Annotated in this window: 17 protein-coding genes; 12 read left to right on the top strand and 5 right to left on the bottom strand. The window is 58.0% G+C overall.

Annotation, left to right across the window (positions count from 1 at the left end; translation table 11 throughout):
- The first annotated feature begins 105 nt into the window (after positions 1 to 105).
- A complete protein-coding gene (locus HNQ50_RS17260) occupies positions 106 to 963 on the top strand; it encodes a helix-turn-helix domain-containing protein (protein WP_184102451.1) in 858 nt (285 codons plus the stop codon).
- 105 nt (positions 964 to 1068) lie between these two features.
- On the opposite strand, the gene HNQ50_RS17265 is transcribed toward HNQ50_RS17260, so the two are convergent.
- Entirely contained in the window at positions 1069 to 2127 is a 1059-nt protein-coding gene (locus HNQ50_RS17265) for a porin (protein ID WP_184102452.1), read from the bottom strand.
- Between the two features lie 209 nt (positions 2128 to 2336).
- On the opposite strand from HNQ50_RS17265, the gene HNQ50_RS17270 reads away from it, so the two are divergent.
- A complete protein-coding gene (locus HNQ50_RS17270; protein WP_184102453.1) occupies positions 2337 to 3107 on the top strand; it encodes a ParA family protein in 771 nt (256 codons plus the stop codon).
- 37 nt (positions 3108 to 3144) lie between these two features.
- Entirely contained in the window at positions 3145 to 4059 is a 915-nt protein-coding gene (locus tag HNQ50_RS17275; RefSeq protein ID WP_184102454.1) for a response regulator, read from the top strand.
- A gap of 21 nt (positions 4060 to 4080) precedes the next feature.
- Here the strand turns inward: HNQ50_RS17275 and HNQ50_RS17280 are convergent, their stop codons facing one another.
- Together HNQ50_RS17280 and HNQ50_RS17285 are read right to left on the bottom strand one after the other, a co-directional pair.
- Positions 4081 to 4866, bottom strand: coding sequence for an MOSC domain-containing protein (locus HNQ50_RS17280; RefSeq protein ID WP_184102455.1), 786 nt, complete (start codon positions 4864 to 4866; stop codon positions 4081 to 4083).
- Positions 4867 to 4915: 49 nt separating this feature from the next.
- The gene (locus tag HNQ50_RS17285) at positions 4916 to 7198 is read right to left on the bottom strand and encodes a DNA internalization-related competence protein ComEC/Rec2 (RefSeq protein WP_184102456.1); all 2283 of its coding nucleotides are present in this window, start codon (positions 7196 to 7198) and stop codon (positions 4916 to 4918) included.
- 128 nt (positions 7199 to 7326) lie between these two features.
- Between HNQ50_RS17285 and HNQ50_RS17290 the strand changes: the two genes are divergently transcribed.
- Both HNQ50_RS17290 and HNQ50_RS17295 read left to right on the top strand, forming a co-directional pair.
- Positions 7327 to 8502: a UbiH/UbiF family hydroxylase gene (locus HNQ50_RS17290; protein WP_184102457.1), complete on the top strand. Its 1176-nt coding sequence runs from the start codon at positions 7327 to 7329 to the stop codon at positions 8500 to 8502.
- A gap of 9 nt (positions 8503 to 8511) precedes the next feature.
- Positions 8512 to 9264 carry a DsbC family protein gene (locus HNQ50_RS17295; protein ID WP_184102458.1) on the top strand — a complete coding sequence of 251 codons (753 nt, stop codon included), beginning with the start codon at positions 8512 to 8514 and terminating at the stop codon, positions 9262 to 9264.
- Positions 9265 to 9351: 87 nt separating this feature from the next.
- Here the strand turns inward: HNQ50_RS17295 and HNQ50_RS17300 are convergent, their stop codons facing one another.
- Together HNQ50_RS17300 and HNQ50_RS17305 are read right to left on the bottom strand one after the other, a co-directional pair.
- Positions 9352 to 10281, bottom strand: a complete 930-nt coding sequence (locus HNQ50_RS17300; RefSeq protein ID WP_184102459.1) for a TraB/GumN family protein — start codon at positions 10279 to 10281, stop codon at positions 9352 to 9354.
- A gap of 166 nt (positions 10282 to 10447) precedes the next feature.
- Positions 10448 to 10963, bottom strand: coding sequence for a TIGR00645 family protein (locus tag HNQ50_RS17305; protein WP_184102460.1), 516 nt, complete (start codon positions 10961 to 10963; stop codon positions 10448 to 10450).
- A gap of 101 nt (positions 10964 to 11064) precedes the next feature.
- Between HNQ50_RS17305 and HNQ50_RS17310 the strand changes: the two genes are divergently transcribed.
- The 7 genes from HNQ50_RS17310 (at position 11065) to HNQ50_RS17340 (ending at position 15956) form a co-directional block, all read left to right on the top strand.
- Positions 11065 to 11883 (top strand): alpha/beta hydrolase, encoded by an 819-nt coding sequence (locus HNQ50_RS17310; protein WP_184102461.1) that lies wholly within the window; start codon positions 11065 to 11067, stop codon positions 11881 to 11883.
- A 180-nt stretch (positions 11884 to 12063) separates the two neighbouring features.
- Positions 12064 to 12738, top strand: a complete 675-nt coding sequence (locus tag HNQ50_RS17315; protein ID WP_184102462.1) for a contractile injection system protein, VgrG/Pvc8 family — start codon at positions 12064 to 12066, stop codon at positions 12736 to 12738.
- Between the two features lie 46 nt (positions 12739 to 12784).
- Positions 12785 to 12931, top strand: a complete 147-nt coding sequence (locus HNQ50_RS17320; protein WP_184102463.1) for a hypothetical protein — start codon at positions 12785 to 12787, stop codon at positions 12929 to 12931.
- Between the two features lie 63 nt (positions 12932 to 12994).
- On the top strand, positions 12995 to 14368 hold the full coding sequence (locus HNQ50_RS17325) for a hypothetical protein (RefSeq protein WP_184102464.1): 1374 nt from the start codon (positions 12995 to 12997) through the stop codon (positions 14366 to 14368).
- A gap of 56 nt (positions 14369 to 14424) precedes the next feature.
- Positions 14425 to 14682 carry a PAAR domain-containing protein gene (locus tag HNQ50_RS17330; RefSeq protein ID WP_184102465.1) on the top strand — a complete coding sequence of 86 codons (258 nt, stop codon included), beginning with the start codon at positions 14425 to 14427 and terminating at the stop codon, positions 14680 to 14682.
- A 3-nt stretch (positions 14683 to 14685) separates the two neighbouring features.
- Positions 14686 to 15441 carry a hypothetical protein gene (locus HNQ50_RS17335; protein ID WP_184102466.1) on the top strand — a complete coding sequence of 252 codons (756 nt, stop codon included), beginning with the start codon at positions 14686 to 14688 and terminating at the stop codon, positions 15439 to 15441.
- Positions 15429 to 15956 (top strand): KPHS_23130 family T6SS system protein, encoded by a 528-nt coding sequence (locus tag HNQ50_RS17340; protein WP_184102467.1) that lies wholly within the window; start codon positions 15429 to 15431, stop codon positions 15954 to 15956. Before HNQ50_RS17335 ends, HNQ50_RS17340 begins: the two co-directional genes overlap by 13 nt.

Here is a 15956-nt window from a genome sequence, read left to right on the forward strand (position 1 = left end):
AGGGTGGATGCGCTGATTTTGCGCTGCCAACTGGCCGCCGTTTACGCTTGATATAGCGCAAACTGATACTATTGTGACGTCTGATTGTGCAGTGCAGGTGAGAGTTTGAAACCGCAACGCGAACACGTGACCGTGCCCGATGGCGCTTCCTGGACCTTGCTCTGGCGGGAATTGCCCAATCTGCCATTTGAATGGCACTACCACCCTGAGTTTGAACTGACGCTGACCGTGAATGCGGCCGGACAGCGCTATGTGGGTGATCATCTGGGCGACTTTGCCGACGGTGATCTGGTGCTGGTCGGCCCCAATCTGCCGCATACCTGGTCGGCCCCGCACGCGCTGGATGAAACCCGGCCGGTGCTGGCGGTGGTAGTGTGGTTCAGCCGGGAGTGGGTAGAGAAACTGGTGACTGGCTTGCCGGAGCTGGCGCCAATCCGCCGCCTTGCCGGTCAGGCTGCCCGCGCACTGCGGTTTTCCGATGTCGTGGCGGCGCAGGTGCGCCCGCAACTGTTGCAACTGGAGGCGCTGGACGCCGCGCGGCGCTTGCCCGTGTTGCTGGCGGTGTTGCTGGCACTGGCGGGGGATGCTGCTGCAGAGCCGCTCTCTGCCGGTGCCGTCACGCCTGATACCCAGGGTGGGCAAGATCGGCTGGCTCGCGTACTGGACCTGATGCACCAGCGTTTTGCCGAATCCCTGACGGTGGACGAACTGGCCGCGCGTGCAGCGCTATCAGTCGGGGCCTTTCACCGTTTTTTCAAACGGCAAACCGGCAAAACCGTGACGGCTTATCTGGCCCAACTGCGCGTAGGGCATGCCTGCCAGTGGCTGATCCAGAGCGATAAACCGGTGGGCATGGTGGCGGAAGCCGCCGGATACCGGAATCTGGCCCACTTTAACCGGCAGTTTCTGGCGGCCAAGGGGATGACGCCCCGGCAATTCCGGCAGCGCTATCGTGCGCCATGAACGTGGCCCCAGCGCGCAGACATGAAAAAACCGGACCCGAAGGTCCGGTTTTTACTTTTACACTCGGCCAGAGAGAGGCTGGCCAGACTGTAGTGCCTGAGTCGATTAGAACCAGGTCTTCAGGCCAGTCATCACGCGGTAGCTGCTTTCACCTGCGGCTGCAGTGCTGTCGTTGCCATAGTACAGCGCGTCGTCAGCAGCGCTGTACGATGCGTTGTCGCCGTTCTTCACGTAACGGGCGTCAACGAACGCCAGGCTGTGCTTGGACAGGCTGTAGTTGTAACGGGCATCGATGGCTTGCGCGCCGCTATCGTTCTGGGTGGCGCCGTTCAGCTTGGCGTCACGCAGGTTGATGTAGCTCAGGTAAACACCGTGCTTGCCTTGCTCGTAGGAGCCTTGGGCAACCCACATGTCTTGCTTGGTTTCGTCGCCGGTGTAGGTTTGTTGAACGCGCTTGAAGCCGCCCTTCACACCAAAGCCGCTATCAAACTTGTAGTTGGCGCCAGCGTACCAGTTCTTGCTGTCGGTGCCGTCCAGCAGGGCAGGTTGGCCAGAGATATCTTCAGCGCTGATGTTGTCACGATGCTGGTAGGTACCATCGATACCCAGACCTTGCCACTTGTAGTTGGCGGTCAGGTCGTAGCCCTTGCTGCCTTGACGGCTTTGGTCTTCCAGGAAGTAAGCGGCGGAAGCATTAAAGCCGTACACGCTCGGCATGTCGTAACGCAGCACGTTCTTGGCGTAGTTGGACTGACCGAAGCCATAGTCGCGCACCAGCCACTCTGCACCGGTATCACCGTACAGGCGATTCAGGGCGTCGTAAGTCGGGCTCAGCATGTTACCGGCGCGGAAAGTACCGTAGTCACCGGTCAGGCCGATGTAGGCTTGGCGGTTACCCCAGTTGGCATCGCCGCCTTGAGTACGGTTGCCCGGCTGGTTCTGGATTTCTTGTTCGACACGCCAGATCACCTTGCCGCCGGCATCAAGCTTGTCGCTGCCGGATACGCCGATGATCGCGTCGTAGGAAACACCGCCGGACTTGGTATTGCCGGCCTTCATGTAATCAACACCACCGGTGATGTTACCGTCGATGGTGACGTCAGCCATTGCTGCGCCGGTACCGAGTGCCAGTGCTACAGCCAGGGTTGTGTATTTGATTTTCATTTGTAGTTCTCCTTTGTCTGAATCCACGTCTTGTTTGGCTTGACGGCAGTGCCGCAAACTTGGATGCAGTTTAAGGAGGGGGCTTTTCATACACCCGTAACTATTTCCAACAGCATATTGTGAATTTTTACGGAATTTTTTTGATTAAAGTCGCTACAACTACGCGTGCTATATTGACCTGGCGCATATACGCTAAACGGAATTTACGCATGGTCCGACGTGTTGTGTTCAACCAGAAAGGGGGTGTAGGCAAGTCGACCATCACCGTCAATCTTGCCGCTGCCGCCGCACTCGCCGGTCGTTCTGTCCTTGTGGTGGACCTGGATCACCAGGGCAATGCCAGCCGTTATCTTCTGGGTGAAGGCGCTGCTCAAACCACCCCTACCTTGACCCAGTTCTTTGAGCAGACGCTCAATTTCAGCTTGTATGCCAATGGAGTCGAAGACTTCATTCATTCCACGCCGTGTCCTGGATTATCCGTGTTGCCGGCGGGTTTGGGGCTGGCGGAGCAGCAAGCCAAACTGGAGTCCCGTTACAAGATTTTCAAATTGCGGGAGTCTTTGCAAGAGCTGGGCACGCGCTTTGATGAAATCTGGCTCGATACCCCGCCTGCACTCAACTTTTTTACGCTGTCTGCGCTGATTGCGGCAGATCGCTGCCTGATCCCGTTTGATTGCGATGCATTCTCCCGCGATGCACTGGTCGGTTTGCTGGACCGCGTGGCAGAGATTCGGGCTGACCATAATCCGGCGCTCGAGGTGGAAGGGATTATCGTTAACCAGTTCCAGCCGCGCGCCAGCTTACCGGTGCGCATGGTGGATGAACTCAAGGCGCGCGGCTTGCCTGTGCTGGAGCCATTTTTGACCAGTTCCGTGAAGGTGCGAGAATCGCACGAACGTGCGTTGCCGCTGGTCCAGCTTGAACCGCGCCACAAACTGGCACAGGCATTTAGCGCCCTGTACCAATCGCTGGCAAAATGAGTGTTTCGGGCGCAACCCGTGCCAGGGGTAAACATTCATGAGTGTGGGTAGTCTGGATAAAAAGCCGCGATTGCTGATCGTCGATGACGAGCCGTTCAATCTGGAAATCCTGAGCGAACATTTGCAAGATGCAGACTACGACGTGGTCACCGCCGATGACGGCGAGGCCGCGTGGGATCTGTTATCCCGTGATCATGCGTTTGACGCCATCTTGCTGGACCGCATGATGCCACGCATGGACGGCATGGCCTTGCTGGCGCGGCTGAAACAGCAACCAGAACTGATGCAAGTGCCGGTGATCATGCAAACCGCCGTGGGTGCGGCGGAGAACGTGCGGGAAGGGCTGACGGCAGGCGCTTACTACTATCTGATCAAGCCGTTCCAGCGCGACATGCTGCTGGCCATTGTCAGTGCCGCAGTCGATTTCTATCGCGAAAAACGCCAGCTGGAACAGCAGTTGGTGGCGCAGGCCGGCAACTACGGCCAACTGGTGAGCGCAGAGTTCGAGTTCTGCTCGCTGGAAGAAGCCCGCCAACTAACCCTGGTGTTATCTCATGCTTGCCCGGAACCCCAACGCGTCGCACTGGGTTTGTCCGAGCTCCTGGTCAATGCGGTCGAACACGGCAACCTGGGCATTCGTTATGGCGAAAAAACCCGCTTGCTGCAACTGGGGCGCTGGCAGGATGAGGTGGAAGCCCGACTGGCCAGCCCGGACTACGCGGGCCGGCGGGTGCGGGTGAATTTCAGTCGCACCAAAGAAACCATCACCATCATCATTACCGATGAAGGCAATGGTTTTGACTGGCGGCCCTTTCTGGAGTTTTCGCCCGAGCGTGCGTTTGATCCGCATGGGCGTGGCATTTCCATGGCGCGCATGTTGTCGTTTGACCAGATCGAATATCGGGGCAATGGCAATACCGTGATGGCACAGGTGCGGCTGGCAGTGGGCTGATCTGCCTGGCCGCACGCGGGGTCACTCCAGGATTTCCACCGGCATCCCGATTTCGATCCGGCCCGCATTGCGCGCCAGCACGTTCTGGCCGAACTCTGCCCCCTCCGCCCCTTTCCGACGCTTGGCAATGGTGCGCAGCGGCTCCTGATCGTCTGATTTTTCAGCCGTATGCGGGTCTACCGTGGTGAACACGCAGCGCCCGCACGGCTTGTCGATCTGGAACACCACGTTGCCGATCCGAATGGCCTTCCAGCCGTCTTCTGCAAAGGCATCCGCGCCAGTCACCACCAGATTGGGCCTGAAACGGGCCATCTCCATATCCCGGCCAACCCAGTCATTGAGTTGCAGCCGTGACGACTCGCCAATCAACAGCAGCGGGTAACCATCTGCAAATGAAAGCGGAATGTCCGGATGCTGTCTGACCCGGCGCTGCGTATCACCGGTATATAACAAGCGCGCCTGACGGCCCAGATAGTCGCTGATCCACTGATCCGCCTCATGCGCGCCGGTCCAGGCGCCAAAGTGGTCTTTCCAGACCTGGGCATCGCAGGCGGTGGTGAACTGGCGGCGTTCTACACTCAGCATGGGCATACCCGGCGCAGAGAGCGTCAGGCTGTGTTCGTCTACGCGGGTTTCGATTTTGACCATGCTTGGGCAATCACGCCCGGTCATCATGACGCCTTCTGCAGAGGTCACCATCCATGCCCGATCATCCGGTAAACCCAGCGGGGTGACCTCGCTATGCGACATGGCCAGCCCTTTCACGGACTTGATGGGGTAACGATAGATGGCGCTCAGTGCGGGCATGGCAGTCTCGTCAAGCAGGGTTGAAGGCGTGAATAACCAGCCAAGCTTATCACCACTGCTCGTACCAGTAATGCGGGTGTTGTACCCGCCAGCGGCTGACCGAAAGCGCCGCGCCCTGGGTTGAGAGGGTGATGGCCCCATCGCGGTCCGTGCGCACATCTTCTGCGCCCGCGGCGGCGTAGCGGGCCACCACTTCTGGCCGCGGGTGGCGAAACCGGTTCAGATAACCCGATGAGAACACCACCCAGGCCGGGTGCGTGTCGGTGACAAACGAGGCAGAAGACGATGTGATGCTGCCGTGATGCCCGGCCACGACCACGTCAAAATGCCCAAGCCAGTTGCGGCTGAGCATCTCCGCCTCCTGGGTAATGCCGACATCGGCCGGGATCAGCATGCGCTGGTGCGCGGTTTCGATCTCCAGCACGCAACCCCGCGCATTTTCGTCCGGCATGAGGGCATCCGGCACGGGCCAGAGCACCGTAAAACTCACGCCGTCCCAATCCCAGCTCTGCCCGGCTTCGCACAATTCATCATGCTGTGCCAGGCCCCAGGCCGGATGCTCTGCCGGTAATTGCGCCAACAAGGTCTTGACGGGTAACGCTTGCAAGAGGGTCTGCGCGCTCCCGGAGTGATCATTGTCTTTGTGGGATACCACCAGCGTATCAAGGCGGCGTATTTGCCGGCTACGCAACACCGGCAGAATGGCACGGTCCGCCTGACCGGGCTTGCCGGTATCGAACACCAGTGCGTGCTGGCGGGTTTGCACCAGCACTGACAACCCTTGATCAACATCGATCACGGTCGCCACAAATTCGCCGGGCGCAATCACCGGCGCTGGCACCACCAATAATGGCGCTGCCAGCAAGAGCCCCAGCCAGCGGCCCGGCAAGCCCCGCGGCAACATCAAAAACCAGATGCCGAGCATGGCCGGAATGATGGTCCAGGCCGGCGGCGGGGCAAAATCGGGCGATGGCACATGCGCGGCCAACCAGGCCAGCACCCAGTGGGTGGCGGCAAAGGTGCGTTCTGCGGCGTGCCAGAGTAAGCCGCTGGGGTCGGCCAGCCCGGCGAGGGTCAGTGGTGTGACCAGCATACTGACCACCGGAATGGCCAACGCATTGGCCAGCGGAGAGACCAGCGGCAACCGGCCAAAGACCACCAGCAACACGGGGAGTGTGCCCAGCGTGACGGCAAGTTCGGTCCGCAGCCAGCCGTGCAACCCTCTGATGCCCCCGACCCGGTTGGTGCTTAACCAAAGTAGCGCACCCACCGCCAGGAACGATAACCAGAAACCGGCCGAAATCACCGCAAACGGGTCAATGACCACCACCACAAACAACGCCAGCATCCAGATCACGCTTTTATGCATGGGGCGCCCGCACAACAGGCACACAATGCCGGTCGCCAGCATCAGTACCGCGCGCTGGGTGGGAATGCCCAGGCCAGCCAGCAGACTGTAGAGCAAGGCGGCGCAAAGTCCGCTCCACAACTGCCACCGGTAAAGATTGCCATGGCGTAACAGGCGGGGCATCCGCCGCCCGATCCAGCCGGTTAGCCAGCCAGTCAGCGCGGCGATCATGGACACATGCAAACCGGAGATAACAGTCAGATGTGTGGTGCCCGTTTGCGCAAAGTCCAACCATTGATCCCGGCCGATATGACTGCGATCACCAGTCGCCGTTGCTACGATCACCCCCGCCCAGGGCGCATCGCCCAGTGTGCGCAATATGCGCTGGATTACGGCCTCCCGGACCCGGTCGATGCCCGCTTGCCAGGCATGACCGGGTTGCCGCTGGCCGTGCTTCACATTGCCGGTAGCGCCGATGCCTTGTTGCAGCATCCAGGCTTCACTATCAAATCCACCCGGATTTTGCTGGCCGTGTACGCGCTTGGGCTGAAGGGTGAATTGCCAGCGGGTGCCGGCGGATACCTCCGGATGCTCGCCCCACCAGGACAGTGACAAACGGGTGGGCAATGTCGCACCGGGTGTCATGACACGGGTGGGGACGAACACAAACCGCACGCCGAACTCGCTGGTTTGCGGCAGCCCACCCACATAACCCTCCGCCACCACCTGGTGTTGCTCTTGCGTCCGATCCAGCCGGTCTGCCATACGCCAGTGCGCCCGCAAGTTGGCCCAGGCAAAACCGGTCACCAGCATCAGGCCGAAAATCGCCAGACTTCTGCTGCCGCGCTGGCAACGCCAGGCCATGACTGCGCCGAGCAACAGCAGCGGTATCGGCGCATAAGCTGGCGGCAGGGCAGGTTGCAGCTGCAAGAGGCAAACACCGAAGACAAACGCGACCAGCGCGCCCAGATAAGAAATCAGCATGGCCAAACCCTGGCAGGCAGACCGGTTGCTTGCGACACGCGAATAGCGCTTGCTTGTGCTGCATCAAGCACGCGGGATGATGCATGCTGACATCCCGATGCGCCGGGGCATCTGCTAAACTCGGCCCCATGAAATTTCATGATGCAGATGTGCTGATTGTTGGCGGCGGCCTGGTAGGCTGTGCGCTGGCTTGCGCGCTCAGAAACACCGCCCTGCAGGTCACCCTGGTCGATAGCCATCCGCCGGCGCAAAGCTGGGATGACGCAACCTGGGACAGCCGTATTTACGCCATCAGCCCGGCCAGCCGGCGTTTTCTGACGCAGATTGGCGTATGGGAACGCATGAACGCCAACCGCCTGCAAACAGTAGCCCGGATGCGGATTGCCGGCGACGATGGCCGCGCCGAGCTAGGGTTCACGGCCATGGATGCCGGTACGGATGAACTGGCGCGGATTGTAGAATCACGAGAGCTGCAGCGCTCCCTGTGGCAAGCCGCATCTGAAGCACCCAATGTCACCTTGCTGGCCCCGGCCCAGCCGACGGCCTTGCATGATGAGGCAGATGGAAAACTGCTGGCGCTGGCACACGGTCCGCGCCTGTCAGCCCGGCTGATTGTCGGCGCGGACGGCGTACAATCCTGGGTACGCACGCAGGCTGGTATTGAAGAAAAAACCACCCCCTATCAGCAGTGGGGCGTGGTCGCCAATTTTGAATGTGAGAAGCCACACCTGGCCACGGCCAGCCAATGGTTCTTTGAAGACGGCATTCTGGCTTTCCTGCCGCTGGCGGGGCAGCGCATGTCCATGGTGTGGTCGTGTGGTGAGTTGCGCAAGAAAGAACTCATGGCCCTCTCCCCAGAGGCGCTCTGCCAGGAAGTGGCGCGTGCCGGGCAACATCGCCTGGGCGCACTCAAGCCGATTTCTGCCGCCGCTGCGTTTCCGCTGCGCTTGATGCACGTGGCCGACCTGGTCAGACCAGGTCTGGCGCTGATCGGAGATGCCGCCCATGCGGTCCATCCGCTCGCCGGGCAGGGTGTGAACCTGGGATTTGGCGATGTGATGGAACTGGCGCGTATTCTGGTGGCCGAACCGGCAAGTCGCTGCGGCGAATATCTGGTGCTGCGGCGGTACGAGCGCGCGCGGCGCGAAAACGTATTGCTGATGCAGGGCGTTACGCACGGTCTGCAAAAGCTTTTCAACAACGCCAATCCGGTACTGCGGGTGTTGCGCAACACCGGGCTGGGGCTGACTGACCAATGGGCATGGCTGAAGCACCGGCTGATCCAGCATGCCATGAACGCTTAAAGGTAGAGCATGAAGTTTTCCGCAATCGTCCGTACCCTGGCCATCAGTGGCCTGTTGACCCTTGTTGCCTGCAGTGCAGAAGCAGAAACCCCCAATGCCAAGCAATTGCACGACAAACTGCAGCAATTGTTGCCGGGCCGTGATATCACCAGCGTGAGCCCATCGCCCATGAAAGGGGTGTATGAGGTCGTCGTGGGCGGCCATCAGATTATTTATACGGATCTGAAGGGCGACTACGTGTTGATTGGTGAAATGATCGACATGAAAAACAAGGTCAGCCTGACCCAGGCCCGCGCGGCAGAACTCTCCCGCACGGATTTCTCCAAGCTGCCGTTTGACCAGTCGTTCAAGGAAGTGCGTGGCGATGGCAGCCGCAAGCTGGCCGTGTTCTCTGATCCGGATTGCCCGTTCTGCAAACGGCTGGAGAACGATAGCCTGGCCGGTGTCACCAACGTGACCATTTACACCTTCCTGTTCCCGCTCAACATCCACCCGGATGCAGAGCGCAAGTCCAAACTGATGTGGTGCGCGGCCGATCGTGATGGCGCATGGCGTGACTGGATGGACCACGGCAAGCTGCCGGACAACAAAGGCGATTGCGATACCCCGATCGAGCGTAACCTGGCGCTGGGCGACAAACTGGGCATTACCGGCACCCCGGCGCTGATCTTTGCCAACGGCCGTCTGGTGTCTGGCGCGATCCCGAAAGAGCAACTGGAACAGTTGCTGGCCAAGGGTGGCCCGGATCAATCCATGCAGTAAGGCGCATCAGCGTCTGGACAACAAAAAAGCAGCCATCAGGCTGCTTTTTTGTTGGTTGTGTACATCCGGTCTGCCGCCGGTTAGGTCTCACTGAGCCTTGGGCGTGTCGTAGATCGGCGTCAGCGTATAGCCCGCCTTCTTCAACAAGGCCACCAAACCCTGCGGTCCCGGCAAATGCATGGCGCCTACAGCGATAAAAGCATTGCCCTTGCTCAGCGGCGCTTGCAGGCGATCGGCAAAACGCTGGTTGCGATCGGTCAGCAGATCTTTGCGGGTCCAGTTGCGGAACCAGGCCTGATCGCCGGCCGACATGTTCGGGTCATCCTCGCCGGACAAATCCATGATGTGGTTCAGATCGCGCGCCACATAAGCGTCGACAATCTGGCGCGTCTGTTTGGCGTATTCATCCGGGTGGTCGATCATGCTGTAGAGCATGGCGCGCTGCTTGTCTTCCGGCATGTTCTGGAACAAGGACAACTGTTCCTGAATGGTTTCAAGGCCGCCATAGTTTTTGCCCCCTTCAACCGACATTTTGGCCAGCAACAAATCCAGTGGAATCTGGCCGGGCTGTTTTTTGGGTTCCATCATCAGCATGGCGGCCGCCCAGATATACAAACGGCGCGTGGCGACTTCCGGGTATTCCCGCGCGGCCAGTTCCGGCAGCAGCTTCTGGTAATGGGCATCGTCAATATGCGCCGACAACAGATCACCTTCCGGGCGCAGCACCGCTTTGGCCATATCCATCATCATGTTCAGGTCGATGCGGATCTCGGTATACACCTGGTCCGATGAATCAAAGGCTTTCTGAACCGGTTCAGACAGCGTGGTCACGCGCGGGTCGGCCACGTGCGCGGTGCCAAACAGCCAAGACGATGGCGTACCGGGTTTGTCGATACGCCAGAAAATGGCGCGGGGCGCAGCCTGGGCTTTATCGGTGGCGGCCTGTGCCATTTGTGGCAGCAAGGCAGCCAGAGTCAACGCAGCGGCAAAAAACCGCATGCAAGAGCGGGCGAACATGGTGGTTTCCTCTTTCCTCGGGAACTGATGTTATCTGGTGTGATGCGTGACCGGTTGTGCGCACCGGTTCTTGAGCGCAGGCCAGTATAACGAAGTCCCTGCACTGCTGGCAGGGCAGGGACGATGGCGTGCGCGTTGCAGACAGTTTTGCCTGCGGGCGGGCGGCTTAATGCGGCTGCTTGCCAACCGCCGCAACCCGATCCATGACCGCAAACAGCACCCCGGAAATAACAAACGTCACGTGGATGGCGATCAGCCAGCCCAGCTTCTGGCTATCCATCGAATCGATATTCACAAATGCCTTCAACAGATCAATGGCCGAAATCGCCACAATAGAACCAATCAGCTTGAGCTTGAGGTCGGCATAGCTCACTTTGCCCATCCAGTACGGCTTGTCTTCCGAGGCATGCGCCACATCCATGCGCGAGATAAAGTTCTCGTAACCGCTGAACATGACAATCAGCAACAGGTTGGCGACCAGCGTGACATCCACCATCGACAGAATGCCGATGATGACATTGCCATCCCCAGTCAGCAGCGTCTGGCCCAGCGCCCAAAGCTCTTTGAGCATTTTGGCAAACAGCGCAATCAAGCCGAAGACCAGCGCCAGATAGAACGGCGCCAGCAGCCAGCGGCTGTAAAAAATGGTTTTCTCCAGTGCGGTTTCAATTCGCGAATGCATCGTTGACCTTTTATGGTGTAATCAGGGCTGGTTTGTCCGGCCCGGCTCATGCAGACCCGCAAAAATCCCGCCAGTTCCCGCAATATTTGCCAGAGCAAACAATGAGTTCACGCCGTCACCTGGAAATCCTGCATTACCCGCCAGCCAGGCCGCTGGCAGACATGCCACCGCTGCTGTTTGTGCATGGGGCATATGTGGGGGCCTGGTGCTGGGAAGACCACTTTCTGTCCTGGTTTGCAGATCTGGGTTACGACTGCTACGCACTAAGCCTGTCTGGTCACGCGGGCAGCGGCGGGCGCGAGAAGCTGGATCACTTTGGCCTGGGTGAATTTTTGTCGGATATCGCCCGCGTGGCCGCCCCTTTGCGGCAGTCCCCGGTGATCATCGGGCATTCCCTGGGCGGCTATCTGGCGCAACGCTACGCGCGCAAGCACCCCGTGGCCGGGCTGGCGCTGCTGGCCAGTGTGGCGCCATGGGGGCTGATGAACTCGCTGGGCCACATGATGGTGGCCTCGCCGCACTTATTGCTGGGCCTGAACCAGTTTCAGTGGCATACCGGCGCCATTGATATCGACCCGGCCGTACTCAAGCAATTGCTGTTCTCCAAAGAGACCCCGCGCGTGGGTCTGAATGCCTTTGCCGCAAGGGTGCAGCCGGAATCCGCCCTGGCGCTGGCAGAACTGATGATGCCGCAGCCCTGGTTGTCCTGGGGCATGCCAGACATTCCGGTGCTGGTTCTGGGGGCCGGAGAAGACCGGATTATCCCGGCGGCAGACGTCCGCGCCACGGCGCGGGCCTGGCGTGTCGAGGCCGAATTCCTGCCTGGCCTTGGCCACGCGCTGATGTGCGACACCTTGTGGGAACACGCCGCACAACGTGTACACACCTGGCTGCGCCAGCAATACGCGCCAACCGGTTGATGGTTGCAACCGCGCGCAACCCGATGCTTGTCCCAGAAGTATTTTCTCGTAAGTCATGATTTGCAGTTCATTCTTGCCGCTTTTCTGATTCATCCAGTGTTTCCTTGCGTGATTATTCCGGCTTCCTGACGGTTTTTTGCCAGCATAGGATCGGCCGATCCATATGCGTGCGAGGAAATCATGGCCGTTCAGGCGTATCACCTCTCCCTGCCGGGGCTCAAATCAGAGCAAGGCAATGCAATCCAGGTTTCTGTCCACTCCCTCAGCATTGAAGAAACCCTGGGGCAGCCTTATCAACTGACGCTGACCGTCACCACGCCGTCCTCGCTGGACATGCTGCAGGTGCTGGACCGCTCCGCCGTGTTTACCGTCTGCCCGGTCGATGAGGCCGCTCTGGCAGATGGCCTGTCGCTGACCGAAGCCACTGGCCAACCCGTGCGCACCTGGGCCGGGGTAATCCGCAGCGCCACCCGTGTGAGTTTCAGCGCTGATGAAACCCTCTACGAACTGATCATGGCCCCGCGCCTGGCCAGATTGGCCGAAGTGAGCGATACCCGCCTGTACCAGAACCTGGATGTCCCCGGCCTGATCGACAAGGTCCTGCGTGAAGACATCGGTTTTACCGGTCAGGACTTCCAGATCAAAACCACCCGCGCTTACCCGGTGTTTGAGCATGCCATGCGCTGGAAAGAATCCGGGCTGGATTTCCTCAAGCGCCAGGCAGAGAGCTGTGGCCTGTTTTACTACTTCATCCAGCAAGACGACCGGGAAGTGGTTGTCTTTGCGGATGCTCAGCCTGTGGACCTGCAAAGAGCCGGTATGGCCCCAAGCCATTGCAGACGCCTGCCTGGTTGATCCAGATGATGCATTTGCCCGCCCCCTGCCCGCAGAACCGGTCGGCTTGGCCTATGGCGTAGAACGCCACAAGCGGGACTGGGGCTGGATCAGCAGTGCCCGGCAATACGCCCCGGACAAACTCGCCCAATGGCAACCGCTCTACCAGCCGGTGGAAGATGCCGCACAAAAACGGTATCCGACCGATATGTGAGTTCCGGGACGTTATTCGGGGGTCCGGACTACGCAATAGCCAATAAATAACCAGGGGAAATGAATGTCGAACATTACAAATGCGGCACTCGAAGTGCAGAATCCGCAAGAGATTATCGATCAAGCCATCAGCCGGGCCGGTGCTGTTGCCATGCTGGCCGCTTTTGGCTTTGTAACGGTAGAGAAATATGAGGAAGCAAGTGCCTTTCTGAAGACTCACCCGGAAGTAACATTTGACAATGATGATTTTGCAGCGACACTGCGCTGGCTTGAAGATTATCAATATACAGACGCAGCAACAGTGGCACAGCATAAGCAACAGTTACTTGACCTGTGCAATGAGCCTACGCATGAGCATGTCATGTTTCTTAATGTGTATCGGTCTATTGATCCTGAATTGTTCGATCAGAAACTCAAAGAAATACACTGCCTGGATATTGTCAATACTTTTGAAGTCGCGGGTTTTTTTGAATCCGACATCAAAGAAAATATTCTGCATAAACTGAAAAATGATGATTTCTCCTGTTTACGAAACACAGAGGAGCGTTGTCATTATTTTCTGGAATGGCTAATAGAAAACCAGTATACGTCAGTAGAAAAGAAAGAGAGAATTATTGCTGAACTCCTCAAAAAGCAACCCCAGGACGTTGAGCAGTTTGAAGTATATATTTCAATGCTGGTCAATATGCGGAGCATAGACCGGGAGCGTTGTAATTTCCGGATTCAGACATTACTGGCGCAAAGGTATTTACACTTGTTGGTGGACAACAATATTTTGCATCAAGCACTTGATGATGCATCATTTTCTCGTCTCGTTGAAAATGGTCCACGTCTTTTGCCCGCAGATCTTTCGGTAAATATTATGGGGCGCTTGTCTGGTAATACAGATCTTCAGCCCTTGCTTGCCTGGTTGTTTGCCGAAGGCATGGCGGAACCAGTGCAAGTTGAGGACGCCATTTGTAAATTACTTGAAAACGACGAAGCTCCTATTGAAGTTTTAATGGAATTAAAAAGTCTGGATAGGAAAAAATTTGAAACGCGCATTAAATATGTTGCAATAAGAGGATTGTTGTTATTGTTGAATGTTTATAAATACATCCCAGATGAAAACCTGGATACAGCGATTTTAGCAATGGAAAGATACGGGCCAACCCTGGAATTTGGTGATGTAGATATAAGCGAGATCATTGATTGGCTGTTAAATGAAAATCTGACAACGAGCGCCCATATTGAATATGCAACAAATATTTTACTGAAAGATGACAAAACTAACTCTAATCAGCAAATTTTGCTTTTGTCACAACTTAAATCTATAAATCCTGCTTTATTTGAATCCAGAATAACGGAGCTTCAAAAAAAGGAAATAAAAAAGCTAAATTTGAAATTGGCGTTACAAATTTTAGTTGTGGTTTTGTTTGCACTCTGGCTTTTCTTCTGAAAGCGTATGGCAAGCAGATTCTCTATGAACGAATATAAATTTGGGGTGCAGCAAAGATGCCTTCTCTTGTGTATGTTGGCGATAAAACCAGCCATGGCGGCGTAGTGCTCAGTGGTTCTGCCCGTGTCACCAAAGATGGCCGTGGTGCGGCCCGTAAAACCGACCGGGTGTCGTGCCCCAAGTGCGGTGAGAACATGATTGTGCAGGGCGACGACAAGATTCGCGACGGGGATCTGCCGCTGGCGTTTCATGGTTACAAAACCGCCTGTGGTGCTACGCTGATTGCATCAACCAGCAATACAGGGTCGGCGTAAATCATGCCTTTTGATCTGGACCAGATTAGCCCGGTAGAAGCGGTGCCCCCTATCCGGATTGGCTGGGGCAAGTGGCTGTTGTTGCTGGTGTTGATGATGGGGGCAGGGGCAGCGGCGCTACTATTGGGTGCCCCCAAGCTGTTACCTACCGCGCCCGTGTTGCTGTGGCTGGCCATTGTGGGCGTGCCTGCGCTGCTCTGGCTCATATTGTTGTGCTTTGCCATCGGTCATCAGCAGTCACTGCAGACGGACGTCAAAGACGCCAATCTGCAACGCCAGATTGAAATGGCCAATACCGTTAACGTGGCGGGGATACCGCTGGCGGTACTGGCTGCCGCCTACCGGGTTGATGCTGCAGCAGTAAAGATTTCCAGCGGAACCATAGCGGCTCGGCAGATTCGGCGCATGCCTCAATTGCGCTACAGCAAAGATGCCCAAACCGTGGATGCACGCTGGCTGGAGGCGCCCGGCAGGGTCTGGTTGCCGGAGATGCCGGAGCAAGCCCGCCATGAAGCCGTGCTGGCTTGGGTGCTCCAGGATTTGTTCAGGCAGCTTCAACCTGCACTGGCTGCATTGCCGGAAGGAACACCGGTCCAGATCCATCTGCACGCCGACACGCGGGTTTCTGATGAATCTGTGCAGACCTTGTGGCAGGAGGCTGGCGCTGAATATGCCCGCCATCTGCATCTGGCTTTGCCCGTGGTGTCTGCTGAGTTGCCAGACCTGGCCGCTGTGGAGCGCTGGCTGTGGAGTCCGTAGAAGACCCGCAGCAGGTGCCGGTCATGCTGATCTGTGCGGTCCAGTTGCACCGCCTTCTGAATGAGTTGCCCCCCGAGGGCAGTGCAGAAGCCGCAGTGATGCTACTGCTGGCCGGGACTACAGCCGTGCAACGCTTTGGTTTGCGCCCCCTTGGCGCACTGCACCGGCCTGAGCGCCGTTCAACCGACCGGATACCGCATGGGTTACGGCATGCCCTGAGCTGGAGTGCGTTGACTGGCGAAACCATCGTGGACCAGTGGCTCACTGGCGGTGCGGAGTCTGCGGCGCAGCAAGCGCTATTGAGTGCTTACGAAGATGACCCGGTTGGTGTGGCTAAAACGCCAGAGTTGGCCGGTCAGCATGACCTGGATCGGGCGATCGGCAACACCGGGCTGGCCAGTGAGTGGTTGACGGTGGCCTTGGCTGCCGAACATCTGGCAGTCACGGGCACCCCTCAACTGATTTCCCCCGAGACCAAGGGCCAGCTCACGCTGGCGGTGCTCACCCCTTTTTGA

It is taken from the genome of Silvimonas terrae (genome assembly GCF_014202765.1).
Classification (GTDB): domain Bacteria; phylum Pseudomonadota; class Gammaproteobacteria; order Burkholderiales; family Chitinibacteraceae; genus Silvimonas; species Silvimonas terrae.

Bases quoted from the DNA above. Each gene is read 5' to 3' on its own strand.
- HNQ50_RS17265 (WP_184102452.1), bottom strand. From the start codon at position 2,127: ATGAAAATCAAATACACAACCCTGGCTGTAGCACTGGCACTCGGTACC.
- HNQ50_RS17270 (WP_184102453.1), top strand. From the start codon at position 2,337: ATGGTCCGACGTGTTGTGTTCAACCAGAAAGGGGGTGTAGGCAAGTCG.
- HNQ50_RS17275 (WP_184102454.1), top strand. From the start codon at position 3,145: ATGAGTGTGGGTAGTCTGGATAAAAAGCCGCGATTGCTGATCGTCGAT.
- HNQ50_RS17280 (WP_184102455.1), bottom strand. From the start codon at position 4,866: ATGCCCGCACTGAGCGCCATCTATCGTTACCCCATCAAGTCCGTGAAA.
- HNQ50_RS17285 (WP_184102456.1), bottom strand. From the start codon at position 7,198: ATGCTGATTTCTTATCTGGGCGCGCTGGTCGCGTTTGTCTTCGGTGTT.
- HNQ50_RS17290 (WP_184102457.1), top strand. From the start codon at position 7,327: ATGAAATTTCATGATGCAGATGTGCTGATTGTTGGCGGCGGCCTGGTA.
- HNQ50_RS17295 (WP_184102458.1), top strand. From the start codon at position 8,512: ATGAAGTTTTCCGCAATCGTCCGTACCCTGGCCATCAGTGGCCTGTTG.
- HNQ50_RS17300 (WP_184102459.1), bottom strand. From the start codon at position 10,281: ATGTTCGCCCGCTCTTGCATGCGGTTTTTTGCCGCTGCGTTGACTCTG.
- HNQ50_RS17305 (WP_184102460.1), bottom strand. From the start codon at position 10,963: ATGCATTCGCGAATTGAAACCGCACTGGAGAAAACCATTTTTTACAGC.
- HNQ50_RS17310 (WP_184102461.1), top strand. From the start codon at position 11,065: ATGAGTTCACGCCGTCACCTGGAAATCCTGCATTACCCGCCAGCCAGG.
- HNQ50_RS17315 (WP_184102462.1), top strand. From the start codon at position 12,064: ATGGCCGTTCAGGCGTATCACCTCTCCCTGCCGGGGCTCAAATCAGAG.
- HNQ50_RS17325 (WP_184102464.1), top strand. From the start codon at position 12,995: ATGTCGAACATTACAAATGCGGCACTCGAAGTGCAGAATCCGCAAGAG.
- HNQ50_RS17330 (WP_184102465.1), top strand. From the start codon at position 14,425: ATGCCTTCTCTTGTGTATGTTGGCGATAAAACCAGCCATGGCGGCGTA.
- HNQ50_RS17335 (WP_184102466.1), top strand. From the start codon at position 14,686: ATGCCTTTTGATCTGGACCAGATTAGCCCGGTAGAAGCGGTGCCCCCT.